Origin of the sequence: Devosia ginsengisoli (assembly GCF_007859655.1) — a bacterium.
Classification (GTDB): domain Bacteria; phylum Pseudomonadota; class Alphaproteobacteria; order Rhizobiales; family Devosiaceae; genus Devosia; species Devosia ginsengisoli.
Genome location: NZ_CP042304.1, coordinates 3,200,807 through 3,215,576, shown reverse-complemented (window position 1 = coordinate 3,215,576; position 14,770 = coordinate 3,200,807). Strand labels below are relative to the sequence as shown.

At 64.4% G+C, this 14,770-nt stretch carries 14 protein-coding genes; 8 read left to right on the top strand and 6 right to left on the bottom strand.

Annotated elements, in window-relative coordinates:
• Nucleotides 1-16 precede the first annotated feature (16 nt).
• Nucleotides 17-880 carry a DMT family transporter gene (locus FPZ08_RS15670; RefSeq protein ID WP_146290866.1) on the bottom strand — a complete coding sequence of 288 codons (864 nt, stop codon included), beginning with the start codon at nucleotides 878-880 and terminating at the stop codon, nucleotides 17-19.
• A gap of 82 nt (nucleotides 881-962) precedes the next feature.
• Between FPZ08_RS15670 and FPZ08_RS15665 the strand changes: the two genes are divergently transcribed.
• The 6 genes from FPZ08_RS15665 (at nucleotide 963) to FPZ08_RS15640 (ending at nucleotide 6,385) form a co-directional block, all read left to right on the top strand.
• Nucleotides 963-2,405: an aminotransferase-like domain-containing protein gene (locus FPZ08_RS15665; protein ID WP_146290865.1), complete on the top strand. Its 1,443-nt coding sequence runs from the start codon at nucleotides 963-965 to the stop codon at nucleotides 2,403-2,405.
• Nucleotides 2,406-2,672: 267 nt separating this feature from the next.
• Nucleotides 2,673-3,059: a succinate dehydrogenase, cytochrome b556 subunit gene (sdhC, locus tag FPZ08_RS15660; RefSeq protein ID WP_146290864.1), complete on the top strand. Its 387-nt coding sequence runs from the start codon at nucleotides 2,673-2,675 to the stop codon at nucleotides 3,057-3,059.
• Complete coding sequence (sdhD, locus tag FPZ08_RS15655) at nucleotides 3,059-3,451, top strand: succinate dehydrogenase, hydrophobic membrane anchor protein (protein WP_146290863.1); 393 nt, start codon at nucleotides 3,059-3,061, stop codon at nucleotides 3,449-3,451. Before sdhC ends, sdhD begins: the two co-directional genes overlap by 1 nt.
• A 5-nt stretch (nucleotides 3,452-3,456) precedes the next feature.
• Nucleotides 3,457-5,268: a succinate dehydrogenase flavoprotein subunit gene (gene sdhA, locus FPZ08_RS15650; RefSeq protein ID WP_146290862.1), complete on the top strand. Its 1,812-nt coding sequence runs from the start codon at nucleotides 3,457-3,459 to the stop codon at nucleotides 5,266-5,268.
• On the top strand, nucleotides 5,268-5,555 hold the full coding sequence (locus tag FPZ08_RS15645; RefSeq protein ID WP_146290861.1) for a hypothetical protein: 288 nt from the start codon (nucleotides 5,268-5,270) through the stop codon (nucleotides 5,553-5,555). The genes sdhA and FPZ08_RS15645 overlap by 1 nt, the downstream gene beginning before the upstream one ends.
• 47 nt (nucleotides 5,556-5,602) lie before the next feature.
• Nucleotides 5,603-6,385: a succinate dehydrogenase iron-sulfur subunit gene (locus tag FPZ08_RS15640; protein ID WP_146290860.1), complete on the top strand. Its 783-nt coding sequence runs from the start codon at nucleotides 5,603-5,605 to the stop codon at nucleotides 6,383-6,385.
• Between the two features lie 19 nt (nucleotides 6,386-6,404).
• Here FPZ08_RS15640 and FPZ08_RS15635 read toward each other — a convergent pair whose 3' ends face one another.
• Both FPZ08_RS15635 and FPZ08_RS15630 read right to left on the bottom strand, forming a co-directional pair.
• Nucleotides 6,405-6,842, bottom strand: a complete 438-nt coding sequence (locus tag FPZ08_RS15635; protein ID WP_186767040.1) for a c-type cytochrome — start codon at nucleotides 6,840-6,842, stop codon at nucleotides 6,405-6,407.
• A gap of 58 nt (nucleotides 6,843-6,900) precedes the next feature.
• Nucleotides 6,901-8,955 (bottom strand): FAD-dependent oxidoreductase, encoded by a 2,055-nt coding sequence (locus tag FPZ08_RS15630; RefSeq protein WP_186767039.1) that lies wholly within the window; start codon nucleotides 8,953-8,955, stop codon nucleotides 6,901-6,903.
• Nucleotides 8,956-9,238: 283 nt separating this feature from the next.
• On the opposite strand from FPZ08_RS15630, the gene FPZ08_RS15625 reads away from it, so the two are divergent.
• The gene (locus tag FPZ08_RS15625) at nucleotides 9,239-9,676 is read left to right on the top strand and encodes a MarR family winged helix-turn-helix transcriptional regulator (RefSeq protein ID WP_186767038.1); all 438 of its coding nucleotides are present in this window, start codon (nucleotides 9,239-9,241) and stop codon (nucleotides 9,674-9,676) included.
• 280 nt (nucleotides 9,677-9,956) lie between these two features.
• Here FPZ08_RS15625 and FPZ08_RS22030 read toward each other — a convergent pair whose 3' ends face one another.
• The 3 genes from FPZ08_RS22030 to FPZ08_RS15610 all read right to left on the bottom strand — a co-directional run bounded on the left by FPZ08_RS22030 (nucleotide 9,957) and on the right by FPZ08_RS15610 (nucleotide 13,684).
• Nucleotides 9,957-11,456 carry a hypothetical protein gene (locus tag FPZ08_RS22030; RefSeq protein WP_186767037.1) on the bottom strand — a complete coding sequence of 500 codons (1,500 nt, stop codon included), beginning with the start codon at nucleotides 11,454-11,456 and terminating at the stop codon, nucleotides 9,957-9,959.
• An 86-nt stretch (nucleotides 11,457-11,542) separates the two neighbouring features.
• Nucleotides 11,543-12,487 (bottom strand): DMT family transporter, encoded by a 945-nt coding sequence (locus tag FPZ08_RS15615; RefSeq protein ID WP_186767036.1) that lies wholly within the window; start codon nucleotides 12,485-12,487, stop codon nucleotides 11,543-11,545.
• 246 nt (nucleotides 12,488-12,733) lie between these two features.
• Entirely contained in the window at nucleotides 12,734-13,684 is a 951-nt protein-coding gene (locus FPZ08_RS15610) for a tyrosine recombinase XerC (protein ID WP_246132681.1), read from the bottom strand.
• Nucleotides 13,685-13,741: 57 nt separating this feature from the next.
• Between FPZ08_RS15610 and FPZ08_RS15605 the strand changes: the two genes are divergently transcribed.
• Nucleotides 13,742-14,734 (top strand): omptin family outer membrane protease, encoded by a 993-nt coding sequence (locus FPZ08_RS15605; RefSeq protein ID WP_186767035.1) that lies wholly within the window; start codon nucleotides 13,742-13,744, stop codon nucleotides 14,732-14,734.
• Nucleotides 14,735-14,770: the final 36 nt, after the last annotated feature.

Below are 14,770 nucleotides of genomic sequence, written 5' to 3'. Positions count from 1 at the left end.
CGGCAACGACCTTGCGCTATCTGGCGAATCTGCGCGCCCCGACGACGCACAGGATGACCGCCACTGTCACCAGCAGCATGATGGGCGTTACTTCTTCGCGCAGGAGCGTGGCCGCCAGCGCCAGGCCGAAGAAGGGCTGCAGCAGTTGCAATTGACCGACCGAGGCGATGCCGCCCTGGGCCAGGCCGCGATACCAGAAGACGAAGCCGATCAGCATGCTGAAGAGCGAGACATAGGCCAGGCTGAACCAGGCCGGCAGCGTCACATCGGCAAAGGAGGCGGGCCAGTAGAACAGCGTCAGCAGCAGCATCAGGGGCAGTGACAGCACCAGGGCCCAGCAGATCACCTGCCAGCCTCCGAGCCTGCGCGACAGCCTGGCGCCCTCGGCATAGCCCAGCCCGCAGACCACGATGGCGCCGAGCATGAGGGCGTCGCCGACCGGCGAGGCCGTCAGGCCCTGCACCAGCGCGAAGCCGGCGACAAGCGCGCTGCCGAGCAGCGAGAAGACCCAGAAGGCGGCCCGCGGGCGCTCCCCGCCCCTGATGACGCCGAAGATGGCCGTCGCCAGCGGCAACAGGCCGATAAAGACGATGGAATGGGCCGAGGTGACGTATTGCAGGGCGAGGGCGGTCAGCAGGGGAAAGCCGACGACGACACCCAGGGCCACGATGGCCAGCGATACCAGGTCGCCGCGTGCCGGGCGGCGTTCCCGGGCCAACAGCAGCAGCGCCAGACCCAGAATGCCGGCAATGGCGGCCCGGGCTACGGTGAGAAATACCGGATCGAAAGCCGCCACCGCCACGCGGGTGGCCGGCAGCGATCCGCTGAAGATGATGACCCCGATCAATCCGTTGATCCAGCCGCTTCTCGCCTGTTCCATGGCCCGCTCCTTGTCGCCGCCCTTATCGGTTGTCGCCGGCAGGAGGGCCAGTTACAGTGCGGTACGGTTTGAGCGAACTGTTATGGTCAGCGAAGCAATACAGACAGTGCCTGTGGGCCGCATCGGCATGGTGATGGCGACCATCCGCCAGCGGATCGCTGCGCGAAGCCTGGTGGCCGGCTCCAGGCTGCCATCGGTACGGGTGCTGGCGCGATCCATGCAGGTTTCGGTGTCAACCGTGGTCGAGGCCTATAACCGGCTCGTCGCCGAAGGGGCGATCCTCTCCCGTCCGGGATCGGGCTTCTATGTCGCCTCCCAGCTTGCCCCGCTGGAATTATCGGCGCTGGAACCGAAGCTGGACCGCGCCATCGATCCGCTCTGGATATCGCGGCAATCGCTGGAGGGCGACGAAAGCGTGCTGAAACCGGGATGCGGCTGGATGCCGGCATCGTGGTTGCCGCAACAGACCATCCGCAAGGCGCTCCGCACCGTATCCCGGGGCAGTGCCGAAGCATTGGCGAATTATGGCTCGCCATTAGGGTTGCCGCCGCTGCGCCAGTTGATCAGTAGGCGGCTGGGCGAGCGAGGCGTCGAAGCCGCGCCCGACCAGATCATGCTCACCGAAAGCGGCACCCAGGCGATCGACCTGCTCTGCCGGTACCTGCTCGAACCGGGCGATACCGTGCTGGTAGACGATCCCTGCTATTTCAATTTCCAGGCCTTGCTGCGGGCGCATCGCATCCGGATGGTCAGCGTGCCCTATACGCCTGCAGGGCCCGATATCGACGCCCTTGCCAGCATTCTCGCCGAGCGGCGGCCGCGCCTCTACATCACCAATTCCGCCGTGCATAATCCGACCGGCGCCACCCTGTCGCCGGTCATCGCCCATCGCGTTCTCAAGCTGGCCGACCAGCATGGGCTGATCATTATCGAAGACGATATCTTCGCCGATTTCGAACATGCGCCGGCGCCGCGGCTTGCCGGATTCGACGGGCTCAACCGGGTGATCCAGATCGGCAGCTTCTCGAAAACCCTGTCGGCCTCGGCGCGCTGCGGTTTCGTCGCGGCCCGGCCGGAATGGATCGAGGGGCTGATCGATCTCAAGATCGCGACCATGTTCGGCGGGGCGCGTTTGAATGAGGAGCTGACCCATGCCGCCCTGAGCGATAGCGGCTTTCGCCGGCATGCCGCCGCCTTGCGGGTCAGGCTGGAACGGGCGCGGCGCGAGGCGAGTGAACGGCTCCGCGAGATGGGCGTCACGCCCTGGATCGAGCCGCGGGCCGGCATCTTCCTCTGGTGCCGGCTGCCCGCGGGTCTCGACTCCGCCGATGTCGCGCGGATTGCCCTGGCTTCGGGGCTCGTTCTCGCGCCCGGCAATGCCTTCAGCGTCGGGCAGACGGCGAGCGGCTTTATGCGCTTCAATGTTGCGCAGATGGACGACCGGGTGTTCGAAGCCCTGCAGGCGTGCCTGCAGCAGGCTTTGCTTTCGCATTCCGACAAAGAGCACGCGCCCTCTGCCCAATAAGGCGGCCAATCATCCCGAGCTCGCGGCGGTCGTGCAGGTTTCCATCCGACAAGCCGGTATCCGCATCAGGTCCACCATAGAACCCAACCGCTGCCCTCTCCCTACATGCCTTCCGTCCGTTCCCCGCACACCTGGTGCGCTCCACGAACAAAGTGCGGAGTGCGCCAAAAGTTGCAGTCCGGCGCTTTGATTTTGTAACCTTTGGGCGCTAGAAGTCTCGAACCATTCCAAACTGTGGGCGGCAAAGCCGCGTGCCAGCGAGGCTTCATGACGGTTCGATCCCGCCCTCTTTCTCCGCATCTGCAAATCTATCGCTGGACCATCACCATGGCCATGTCGATCGTCCATCGGGCCACCGGCATCGCCAATTATGCCGGCACGGTGCTGCTGGTGGTCTGGCTCGGCGCCGCCGCCAGCGGGCAGGAAGCGCTCAATGTGGTCAACGATATCTATGGCTCCTGGTTCGGCCAGCTCGTGCTGTTCGGCTTCACCTGGTCGCTGATCCATCACATGCTGGGCGGCATCCGCCATTTCATCTGGGATTTCATCATCGGCATGGAGCCGGGGCAGCGCGAGGCGCTGGCCTGGGCCAATCTGATCGCTTCCATCGTCCTGACCCTTTTGGTCTGGACCGTTTTCGTCTGGATGGCCTGATGCGCGACACCGTTATCACCCGCGACATGGTCGCCAATCCCAAGACCAAATACGGCAATGCGCGGGCCTCGACCCGCCATTTCATCACCCAGCGCGTGACCGGGGCGATCAATATCGCCTTCCTGATCTTCCTGCTCTTCGTCGTGGTGCGGCTGGCCGGGCAGGATCGCCCGGACATGGTCTCGGTGCTTGGCAATGCCTGGATCGGCCTGCCGTTGGCAGCTTTGCTGGTCGTGGTGACCGTGCATATGCGCAATGGCATGCGCGATGTGCTGGAGGATTATTTTGCGGGCAGTCTCTATCGCCTGCTGATGCTGCTCAACACCTTGTTCTGCATTCTCGTCGCGGTGGCCGGGGTCGCCGCGCTTCTCAAGCTCGTCTTCTGGGGTTAGCGCCTATGGCCACTTATGAACTCATCGACCACGAATTCGACGTGGTGGTGGTTGGCGCCGGCGGCGCGGGCCTGCGCGCCACTCTGGGCATGGCCGAGCAGGGTTTCAACACCGCCTGCATCACCAAGGTCTTCCCCACCCGCAGCCACACCGTGGCGGCGCAGGGCGGCATTGCCGCCTCGCTGCAGAATATGGGGCCCGATTCCTGGCAGTGGCACATGTACGATACCGTCAAGGGGTCGGACTGGCTGGGCGACAATGACGCCATGGAATATCTGGCCCGCGAGGCGCCGGCCGCCATTTATGAGCTCGAGCATTACGGCGTGCCGTTCTCCCGCACCAATGAGGGCAAGATTTACCAGCGCCCGTTTGGCGGCCACATGACCGAATTCGGCGAAGGCCCGCCGGTGCAGCGCACCTGCGCCGCCGCCGACCGCACCGGCCACGCCATCCTGCACACGCTCTATGGCCAGAGCCTGCGCAACAATGCGCAATTCTATATCGAGTATTTCGCCCTCGACCTGATCATGGGCGAGAATGGCGAATGCCAGGGCGTCATCGCCTGGAAGCTGGATGACGGCACTTTGCACCGCTTCCGCGCCAAGCTGGTGGTGCTGGCCACCGGCGGCTATGGGCGCTCCTATTTCTCGGCCACCTCGGCCCATACCTGCACCGGCGACGGCAATGGCATGGTGGCCCGTGCCGGGCTGCCCTTGCAGGACATGGAATTCGTGCAGTTCCACCCCACCGGCATTTATGGCGCCGGCGTGCTCATCACCGAGGGCGCGCGCGGCGAGGGCGGCTATCTCACCAATGCGGAAGGCGAGCGCTTCATGGAGCGCTATGCTCCGAACGCCAAGGACCTCGCCAGCCGTGACGTGGTCAGCCGCTGCATGACGCTCGAAATCCGCGAGGGCAGGGGTGTCGGTCCCAAGAAGGACCATATCTACCTGCACCTCGATCATCTTGACCCCAAAGTGCTGCATGAGCGCCTGCCGGGCATCACCGAATCGGCCAAGATTTTCGCCGGCGTCGACCTGACCCGCGAGCCCATCCCGGTGCTGCCGACCGTGCACTATAATATGGGTGGCATTCCCGCCAACTATCACGGCGAAGTGCTCGACCCGACCCCTGATAATCCCGATCGCGTCGTGCCCGGCCTGATGGCGGTGGGCGAAGCCGCCTGCGCCTCGGTGCATGGCGCCAATCGCCTCGGCTCCAATTCGCTGACCGACCTCGTGGTCTTCGGCCGCGCCGCCGCCTTGCGCGCCGGCAAGGTGCTCGACAAGGCCGCGCCGGTGCCGGGCATCAATGCGGCGCAGGACGCAAAAATCCTCGCCCGCTTCGATCGTCTGCGCAATGCGGCCGGCTCCCAGCCCACCGCCAAGCTGCGCGACGAGATGCAGCGCACCATGCAGGCCGATGCCGCCGTGTTCCGCACTGACGAGTCGCTCAAGAGCGGCGTCAAGGGCATGACCGAGATCTATGGCCGCCTTGGCGACGTGCAGGTCACCGACCGCAGCCTGATCTGGAATACCGATCTGGTCGAAACCCTTGAGCTGGAAAATCTCATGGCCAATGCCATGGTGACCGTGGTTTCCGCCGAAGCCCGCCACGAGTCGCGCGGCGCTCACGCCCACGAGGACTATCCCTCCCGCGACGACGAGAACTGGCGCAAACACACTCTCTCCTGGATCGACACCGATACCGGCGCCGTCCGCCTCGGCTACCGCCCGGTGCATGTCGATCCACTGACTCCGCAAAGCGAAGGCGGCATCGACCTCAAGAAGATCGCGCCCAAGGCGCGGGTATATTGATGCGCGCCGCCCTCGCCCTCGCCGCCCTGGCTCTGCTGACCGCACCTGCTCTCGCCGCGCCCACTGCGGCGCAGAAGGATGAATTCTACGCGGCCTGCATGGGCATTGCGCAGGATGCGAAGCTGTGCGGCTGCAAGGCCGATGCGGCAATGACGCTGATCGACGAGCGCTTCATGGGCGTGGTCATCGCCTCGATGAAGGGTACTTCGTCGCCGGCTGCGGGCGATTACAATGCCTACAATAGCTACGTCGCCAGATCGAACCAGATCTGCAAGCCGAACTACTAGGATTTCGCGCCGGTTGAGCGGCGTGTGTTGAGAAGGAAGACCGACCCATGGTCGAACTGATGCTCCCCAAGGCCGATCGCCCCACCAAGGGCAAGACCTGGCCCAAGCCCGCCAATGCCAGCAGGCTGCGCGAGTATCACATCTATCGCTACGATCCCGACCAGGGCGCCAATCCGCGCATCGACACCTATTTCGTCGATCTCGACGATTGCGGCCCGATGATCCTCGATGGCCTGCTGTGGATCAAGAACAAGGTCGATCCGACCCTCACGCTGCGCCGCTCCTGCCGCGAGGGCATTTGCGGCTCCTGCTCGATGAATATCAACGGGCTCAACACCCTGGCCTGCACCAAGGGCATGGATGACTCGACCGGCCCGATCAAGATCTACCCGCTGCCGCATATGCCTGTCGTCAAGGACCTGGTGCCCGACCTTTCCACCTTCTACGCCCAGCACCGCGCCATCGAGCCCTGGCTCAAGACCACCTCGCCGACCCCGGAAAAGGAGTGGACCCAGTCGGTGCCGCAGCGCGCCAAGCTCGACGGGCTCTATGAGTGCATTCTCTGCGCCTGCTGCTCCACCTCCTGCCCGAGCTATTGGTGGAATGGTGAAAAATATCTCGGCCCGGCCGCTTTGCTGCAGGCCTATCGCTGGCTGATCGATTCGCGCGACGAGACCACGCAGGAACGCCTCGACGACCTCGAGGACCCCTTCAAGCTCTATCGCTGCCACACGATCATGAACTGCGCCAAGGTCTGCCCCAAGGGCCTGAACCCGGCCAAGGCCATTGCCGAAATCAAGAAGATGATGGTGGAGCGCAAGGCAGCCTGAGCCGCCTTGCCTTGATGCGCTAGCGCCGCATGAAGTCCTTTTCGATATAGGTCACCAGCGCCTCGAGCTCCTCGAGCGTGAAGGCGCCATTGACCTGGACGCCCGAGGGAATTGGCCCCAGCTCTTCGCCGAAACAGGACACTTCGGTATAGGCCCCCTTGAGCCAGCCCGGCATGCGCGTTCCGGGCAGGCCGCAGCTGATGATGTCGAGCATGGTCTGGCGGTCCAGCGCGCTGGTGCGCAGGTTGGGGCCCTTGGGAAAATCGACGCTCACCCCGCCCGCGCCCTTGGGGCCGTGGCAATTGGCGCAGCTGCCCTCGACATAGACGCGGCGGCCCTCCTTGAGCATGTCGGCATCGGCATCCTGGGCCAGCGCACCCGGAACCGTCGCGGCGAGCAGGGTCGCCCCGGCCATGGCGGCGAGCCAGAATTTCCGGCCCCCTTTCACTGAAGTCATCGTCCTACCTTCCATTGGTGGTGCCCGGCGGCATGGCCTGCCGCCGGGACAGGCCTGGTCAGATCAGCGGTTCCTGCACGATGTTGGTCGCCGCCATATAGCCGGTGACCGTGGCCCGGCCGATGCCGTGCTGGCGGCCGCCGCCGCTGGCTTCGCCGCCGGCATAGAGGCCGGGTATGGCCTGCCCACTCATATCCATCACCTGGGCCTTGCCGTTGATGCGCAGCCCGCCATAGGAATCGTTGACCGCCAGCGGGATGATCGCGGCATAGAAGGGGCCGGTCTCGATCTTGTGCATGACGGGCTTTTCGAACTCCTCATCCACACCCGCCTCGGCGGCCGCGTTATATTTGGCCACCGTCTCTTCGAGATATTTGAGCGGCATGTGCTGGTAGGGATTCTCGGTGACCTTGCGGGCCAGCTCGGCCAGCGTGTCCGCCTTGTGGAAGAACCCGTCCGGGGGCTCGGCGATATAGGGATGCCGCAGGTCCCAGCCATTGGCGTCCACCGCATTCTGGTCGAAGATCGCCCAGACCGGTCCCGAGGAATAGTCAGGCCCGCGCGAGCCTTCATTCATGGCCAGGGCCGCATCGGCCGCGGCGCCCTTGTTATAGGTATCGCGCACATGCTCGACACTGCTGTTGCGCCAGTCGAGCGGGGTGAAGGGGTTGTTCGTCCCCGACGAGCCGGGCGGGTAGGCGGCATGGGTATCGGCATTGGCCGAAATCGAGCTCTCGTTATAGAAGCGCTGACCCACCTGGTTGACGGCGATGACATGTTCCCAGCCGCCCCCGCCCACGGTAATGCCGAAGGCGCGGATGAACTTGAAGACCGGGTGCCCTGGCATGACGGCGTCATAGACGGCGCGCGTGCCGATCGTGCCCACCAGGTGCGGCGTGCCCAGGCTGTAGCCATAGGGCTGCAGCATGCCGGCCAGGTTTGCCCCAACGCGCATGCTGGCGACGATGCCGCTGGCATCCTCGTGGCGCACGCCCATCAGCCCGTCGCCATATTGAATGGACGGCTCGCTCATGCGCGGGTCGAACATGGTGCGGAACGGGATATTGCCCATATAGCCGCCGGTGCCGATGATGACGCCGCGGCGGGCCCTGATATTGATGACCTCCTTGGTCTCGTCGATATTGCCGTCGCTCCAGTAGCTTTCCAGCCGCTCGCCGGTTTCGGGGTCGAAGCGCGGCGTATAGCTCGCCTTGACGCCGAGCACGCGGCCCGAAAACTGCTGCTCGCGGATCACCTCGTCCAGGTGCCGGTTGACCATGAAGCGCACGCCCTTCTTGCGCGCGCTGTGTTCCAGCGAGCGGGCGATGACGAAGCCGCCATAGATCCAGCCCGGCGCGCCGAAGCCGGTGGCCGAAGGCGCCGGTCCCATGGACTGGTGGTTGAAGGGCGAGCTGCGTTCTTCCTCGGTGCTGCCGGCATCCTCGCTGGTAATGGTGCCCGCTTCGATATCGGTGACGTCGCCCAGCTTGATCATGGCCCAGGGCGCGCGCGCCCGGCTCATGCCGCCGCCGTAATGGGTGCCGGCAATGCGGGTGAAGCGGATATGGTTGTCCATCAGGAATTGCCGCACGGCAGGAGCATTGTCGGCCCAGGCGCGGTGCAGTTCGCGATCGTTGTAGCGATATTCGGCCACTGCCCCGTCATTGACCACCGACCAGTCGGTCATGTCGGTGAAGAGGCGTTCGGGGTCGTCCTCGAAATCCTCGGACGGGTGCAGCGGGGCGGTCAGGCCCAGCCCGTCAGGGTCCAGTCCCAGCCGATCGCGCTCCTGGATGGCGTCGCCGCCACCCAGCGAGGTCCAGCCCCCGCTATGGGCCAGCTTGCCGCCCAGGTCGTAATTCTGCTCGACCACCAGCACCGAAGCGCCCAGGTCGCGCGCCCGCACCGCGGCGGTCAGGCCCACGCCACCGCCACCGAGAATGACCACGTCGACCTCGTAGTCCCATTCGGTATCATTGGCACTGGCGGCCTGCGCGCCCGTGGCGCCGATGGCGGTGAGGCCCACGGCCCCCACGCCGGCCGCGGCGCCCTGCTTGAAGAATTCGCGCCGGCTCAGCGCATTATCGTCGTCGTCATCCGGTTTTTTGGACATGCCTTCTCCTCCAGCCGGCACGTTGTGTGCGCGGCTCCCTAAACAATTCATGCTGATGACTTTTCCTCCTCCAGGCCGTTTGCCGGCTCTTGTTGGGGTTCGTCAATTGTATACTAGCATACGACTGCGGCGACGCAAGTTTGTATGTATGCATGCATGTTTGAGCGTTTGAACGGTGCCGCGACACGGCGCATAAGGTGCGCTTCGCGACTCACGGAAGGCATTTCCCATGGCCCGGCAACCCGATCAAACGCCCAGCCCGGTTGTCGAGGCAATCCGGTCGATGACCGACAGCACCTATCGGCAGCATTCGGATGTGCTCTATGCCATCCACGAAGTGTCGCGGCTGGTCTCGACCCTATCCGACCGGGGCCTGGGCGCCCATGGCATCACCCACACACAGTGGTGGGGCCTGATGCATATTTATGAGCATGAAGGCGCCACCCAGACCGAGCTGGCTGAAATCTTCCATATGGGAAGGGCCGCAGCGGGCAAGCTGCTGGAGCGGCTCGAGGCCAAGAACTGGGTGGAACGCCGGTCCGATGCCGGCGACAGCCGCGTGCGCCGGGTCTATCTGCGGCACGAAGTGGTGCCGGTCTTCCGCCACATGACCGACCAGGGCTGGCGCCTGTTCCGCTCGCTGCTCGACGGTCTTTCCGACGGCGACGAACAGGTCATGCTCGCCGGCCTGCGCCGCATCAAGGCCAATGCCGAGCGCTGAGGTCTCTTACTCGATCTCACCCACCCACCGACTACCCCTCTCCCCTTGCGGGAGAGGGTGGTTTTCCGCGTTCAGCGGAAAACCGGGTGAGGGGCTGCGCTCGCCCATGCTTTGATCTCAGCGGATAGTCCGCCCCCTCATCCGCCCTTCGGCCACCTTCTCCCACGAGGGGAGAAGGGGAGCGGTGGCTGTGGCACCATCAGGAGCCGAGAATGCCTCCCGCCCAAAACAAAACGGCGGGGCTTTCACCCCGCCGCCGTAAAACTTCATCCCTGCCGAATTACTCGGCTTCGCTTTTCAGGATGACCGTGCCGGCCTCGTAGGCGGCCTTGCAGTCATTGGCGTCGTGATATTCGTCGCTGTCCAGCAGCACCGAGGCGGCGTCCGGGCCTTCGAAGCGCGGGTCGTCGCATTGGTCGTCATCGGCATAGCTCGACTTGTTGTCGCCGAATTCGATATGGCTGCTGTCATAGGGCGCGCCGGCCGGATAGTCGGGCGAATAGACCTTGCGGATCGAGACCTGGCCGGCTTCTTCCAGCGTACGGCAGTCGGTGGCGTCGCCATACATGTCGTCGGTCAGCAGCTTCTTGTCGGTGCCGGGGCCCTGGAAGCGCAGGTCGTCGCATTCCCCGTCATTGGCCCATTCGCTCCAGTCGCTGCCATAGTCGAAGGCGGCGGTGGCGGCGAGGGAGGTGGCGGATGCGCCGCCAAAGGTGGCGGTGCCTGCTTCCACCGCGGCGCGGCAGTCGTCGGCATCGTGGCCCATATCGGCGTCGAGCAGTTCGCTGGCAACGCCCGACCCTGAGAAGCGCGGGTCGTCGCATTCGCCGTCATTGGCCCATTCGCTGGTATTGTCGCCATAGTCGATAGCGCTGGTGTCGCCCACAAAGGTCACCGTGCCCAGGTCATAGGCGGACTGGCAGTCATTGGCATCCTTGAGGATGTCGGCATCGACCAGCTCGCTGGCCGAGCCGGTGCCCTGGAAACGCGGATCGTCGCATTCGCCATCATTGGCCCACTCGCTGGAATTGTCGCCGAAGTCGATATCGGCGGCCGTGGCGGCCGGCACATCGCCTTCGTCCACCAGGGTCACGGTGCCCATGTTAAAGGCGGCCTGGCAGTCGGTGGCGTCCTTGAGGATATCGGCATCGACCAGTTCGGCGGCCGAGCCTGAGCCCTGGAAACGCGGGTCATCGCATTCGCCGTCATTGGCCCATTCGCTGGAATCATCGCCGAAGTCGATATCGGCTTCGGTGATGGCGGTGGGCGCAGCGCCGTCGCCCACGAACTGCACCGTGCCGGCCGCATAGGCGGCGCGGCAGTCGGTGGCGTCCTTGAGAATATCGTCATCGACCAGTTCGCTGGCCGATCCGGTGCCGGCAAAGCGCGGGTCGTCGCATTCCCCGTCATTGGTCCACTGGCCGGAATCGTCGCCGAAGTCGATATCGGCGGTGCTGGCGGGGGCCGCCCCACCCTCGACCAGGGTCACGGTGCCGGCTTCATAGGCGGCGCGGCAGTCGGTGGCGTCCTTGAGAATGTCGCTGTCGACCAGTTCGCTGGCCGAGCCCGAGCCGGCGAAGCGCGGATCGTCACATTCGCCGTCATTGGCCCAGGTGCTCGAATCATCGCCGAAGTCGATATCGCCGGTCGCTGTCGTCGTTGTGGCTGGCGGCGGGTTCTTCTTGTTGTCGAGTTTCTGCGCCATGGCTGGCGCGGCAAGCCCACCGGCCAGGACCAAGGCGAGCATGGCTCCGCCCAGAACCTTATGGAATGCGTTCATCGGTTGTCCCTTCCCAGATGTCTGCCGCAAGTCGTGGCTGGACATTACAGCGGCTTTGCGGCGGCCAAAAGCCGTCAGCGAAAGATTTAGCCGGCTGCGCTGCGCGCGCGCCGCTCGGCCCGGGTGAACAGCACCGATCCCAACAGGACCAGAGCCGTGCCCACGCCATGAAACAGGGTGAAAGGTTCGGAAAGCACGATGACGGCAATGACAATTGTCACGATCGGGCCGAAGGCGGCGGTGGACGAGGTGGCCCGGGCGCCGATCCGCGCCATGCCGGCATTCATCAGGAAGCTGGGTAATACGGTGCCCAGCACGCCCAAAGCCAGGCCATAGGCCCAGAGCTCCGGCGTCAGCGCCAGATAGCTCATGGGGCCCGATATGATCAGGTTCTGCGCAATGGCGCAGATGGCGGCGGTCGACATGCCGATGCAGGTGAACAGCGCCGAACCCAGCACCAGCATCTGCCTTTTGGCCAGGTGCTGGTAGAGCGCAAAGGTAATGGCCGAGCCCAGCACCAGCAGCGTGCCGATCACGATGCCATCGGGGTCGACCGCCAGGTTCCAGCCGAAAATCACCAAGAGGCCCCCATAGCTCACCAGCATGGCCGGCACCACGCCCCAGACCATGCGGTCGCCGAAGAACCAGACCCCGAACAGCACGACGAAGAAGGGATAGGTGAACAGCACCAGCCGCTCATATTGCGCGGTCAGGAAATTGAGCCCGAGAAAATCGAGATAGCTCGACAGGTAATAGCCCAATATGCCGATGGCCATGCTGGCCAATACCGTCCGGGGCGTCAACGCGCCGACCAGTCTGTCCCCGCGGCGCAAAATGGTGAGCAGGATGACCAGGTAGACCGGCAGCGCCACCAGCATGCGCAGGCTGAGCAGCATTTCGGTCGAGACGCCTTCGCCATAGGCGAGCTTGATGAAGATGCCCTTGGTGGAAAACAGAATTGCCCCGCATACGGCAAGGCCGTAGCCGATGGGGTCGTTATGCGATTGGGCAGCTTGCGCGGTCGAGGTCATGGAAGGGTCCTGGAAGGGAGCCGCCATGCCAGTCACCGGAGCGCCAGATGGCGGGCCGGTGAGACGAAGGGCTGGACGTCAGCGCTCGTTCCGGTCCCTGATGGGGCCGGTAAGAAGGATCGCGGAAATGAGGATCGCGGTGGCGTGCATGACGGATGTGATAGGACCGGCGCGACGGTTCGGCAAGGCCGATATCGCCAAATGCGTTCGCACCCTCTTCGCGTCGATGCTAACAGTCCGTTAACATTAGCCCCGCGGATGCGCCTTGCGATAACTCTCCAACAAGCGGTCCGTATCGACGGCGGTATAGATCTGCGTGGTGGAGAGACTGGCATGGCCCAGCAATTCCTGGATGGCCCGCAAATCGCCGCCCCGGCCCAATAAATGCGTGGCAAAAGAATGCCTTAGCGCATGCGGCGTGGCCGATGGCGGCAGTTGCAGTGCGCTGCGCAGCTGCACCATCCGCAACTGGATCAGCCGCGGCGACAGCACCCCGCCCTTGACCCCGCGAAACAAAGGCTCCTCCGGCCAGGACTTGAACGGGCAGAGCTCGAGATAGAGATCGATCGCCTTGCGCACCGCTTCGATCAGCGGCACCAGCCGCACCTTGCCGCCCTTGCCGGTGACCCGCAAAACCTGGCTTTCGAGATCGCCCGAGGTCAGCGCCAGGGCCTCGGAAATGCGCAGGCCGGCGCCATAGCACAGCGACAAAACCGCCATGTCGCGCGCCGCCACCCAGGGCTCTTCTTCCATTTTCTCCGTCTCGGCAATGGTCTGCCGCGCCTCGATGACAGTCAGTGCCTTGGGCAGGCTCTTGGGTATTTTGGGCGTGCGGATCACGTTGAGCGCCTCGGTGGCCACCACGCCTTCGCGCTCGAGAAAGCGGAAAAAACTCTTGAGCGCCGACAGCACCCGCGCCAGCGAGCGCGAGCCCAGGCTTTCCTCGCGCCTTTGCGCCATGAAGGCGCGGATATCGGCGCCGCGCAGCTCTTTGAGCGTGGCCAGCGTCACCGGCCCGCCGGTATGGCCGGCGAGAAAGCTGAGGAATTGCCCGACATCGCGGCTATAGGCCTCCAGCGTATTGGCTGCCAGCCGACGCGCCGAGCCGAGCTCGCGCTGCCAGTCGGCAAGCTGGGCGCGGATGAATTCGTCACTGGCAAAGGCGGAATCGACCATGGCTGCAGTCTGGTCCGGCATGGTAAACCCAACCTTAACCCCGACCCGGCCATGCTCGTTGCAAAGGAGACCGAGCCGATGCGCATTTCATTCGTTCCCGCCCTCGGCATGCTGGCGCTGTTCGGGTCGGCACAGGCCATGGCCCAGTCCCCCGATATGTGGCAGCAGGATCCCTATTGGGGCGGCGGCGCCACGGCGAACTCCGCCCCGGACGATACGGTGCGCGCCAATGCCAGCCTTGGCCTCATGTATCTCGAAGGCAATGAGAAGGTGCTCAGCGGCGACTATACCGTCAGCCACCTGATCTGGCAGAGCCTGACACCAGTGCTGCGCGGCAGCCTTGCCGTGGATTTCGGCGGCGGCCTCAGCGCCAGTCTCGAGGGCAGCGTGGCCGGTTTCGGCAGCGGCTATATGGAAGATTATGACTGGCTCAAGGGTGATGACACCTTCGCCAACTGGTCCCATCGCAGCCAGCATCCCGATACCAGGCTCGACCATTATTTCACTGGCGCGGCGGCCCTGGGCTACGAGCTGGTCAATGACGGCAGTGCGGTCATAAGGGCACATGGCGGCATCAAATATTCCGACGTGCAATGGACCGCCTATGGCGGCACCTACACCTATTCCAGCGGTGGCGGCTTCCGCGACATAGCCGGCAGTATTCCCGACGGGGTGGCCGGCATCACCTATCGCCAGCAACTGCCCGAACTGTTCCTGGGCGTCGATGGCGAGGAGCATTACGGCAATTTCCGCGTCGGCGGGCTGCTGCGGGGCGGGCTGACCTTCCTCGGCGTCGCCACCGACGATCACTATCTGCGCATCCCGCCGCTGCGTTTCGTCGATTCGCTCTGGGTCGCGCCCACCTTCACTGCTGGTGTCGATGTCGGTTTCGCCCTTGGCCGCAATGCCGAGCTAACCCTGGCGGCCCGCTATGACCATGTCTTCGAGCAGCGCGGCGACACCAAGGTCTACGATGCCAATACCGATACCTTGATCAGCAATACGGTAGCTACCGCGGCGGCCGGCCTGCGCAGCGCCGAGATCACCGCGGGAATCAAGGGCTCCTTCTAGAGCGTTTTCAGCAAAAGTGGCCACGGTTTTGCGGTT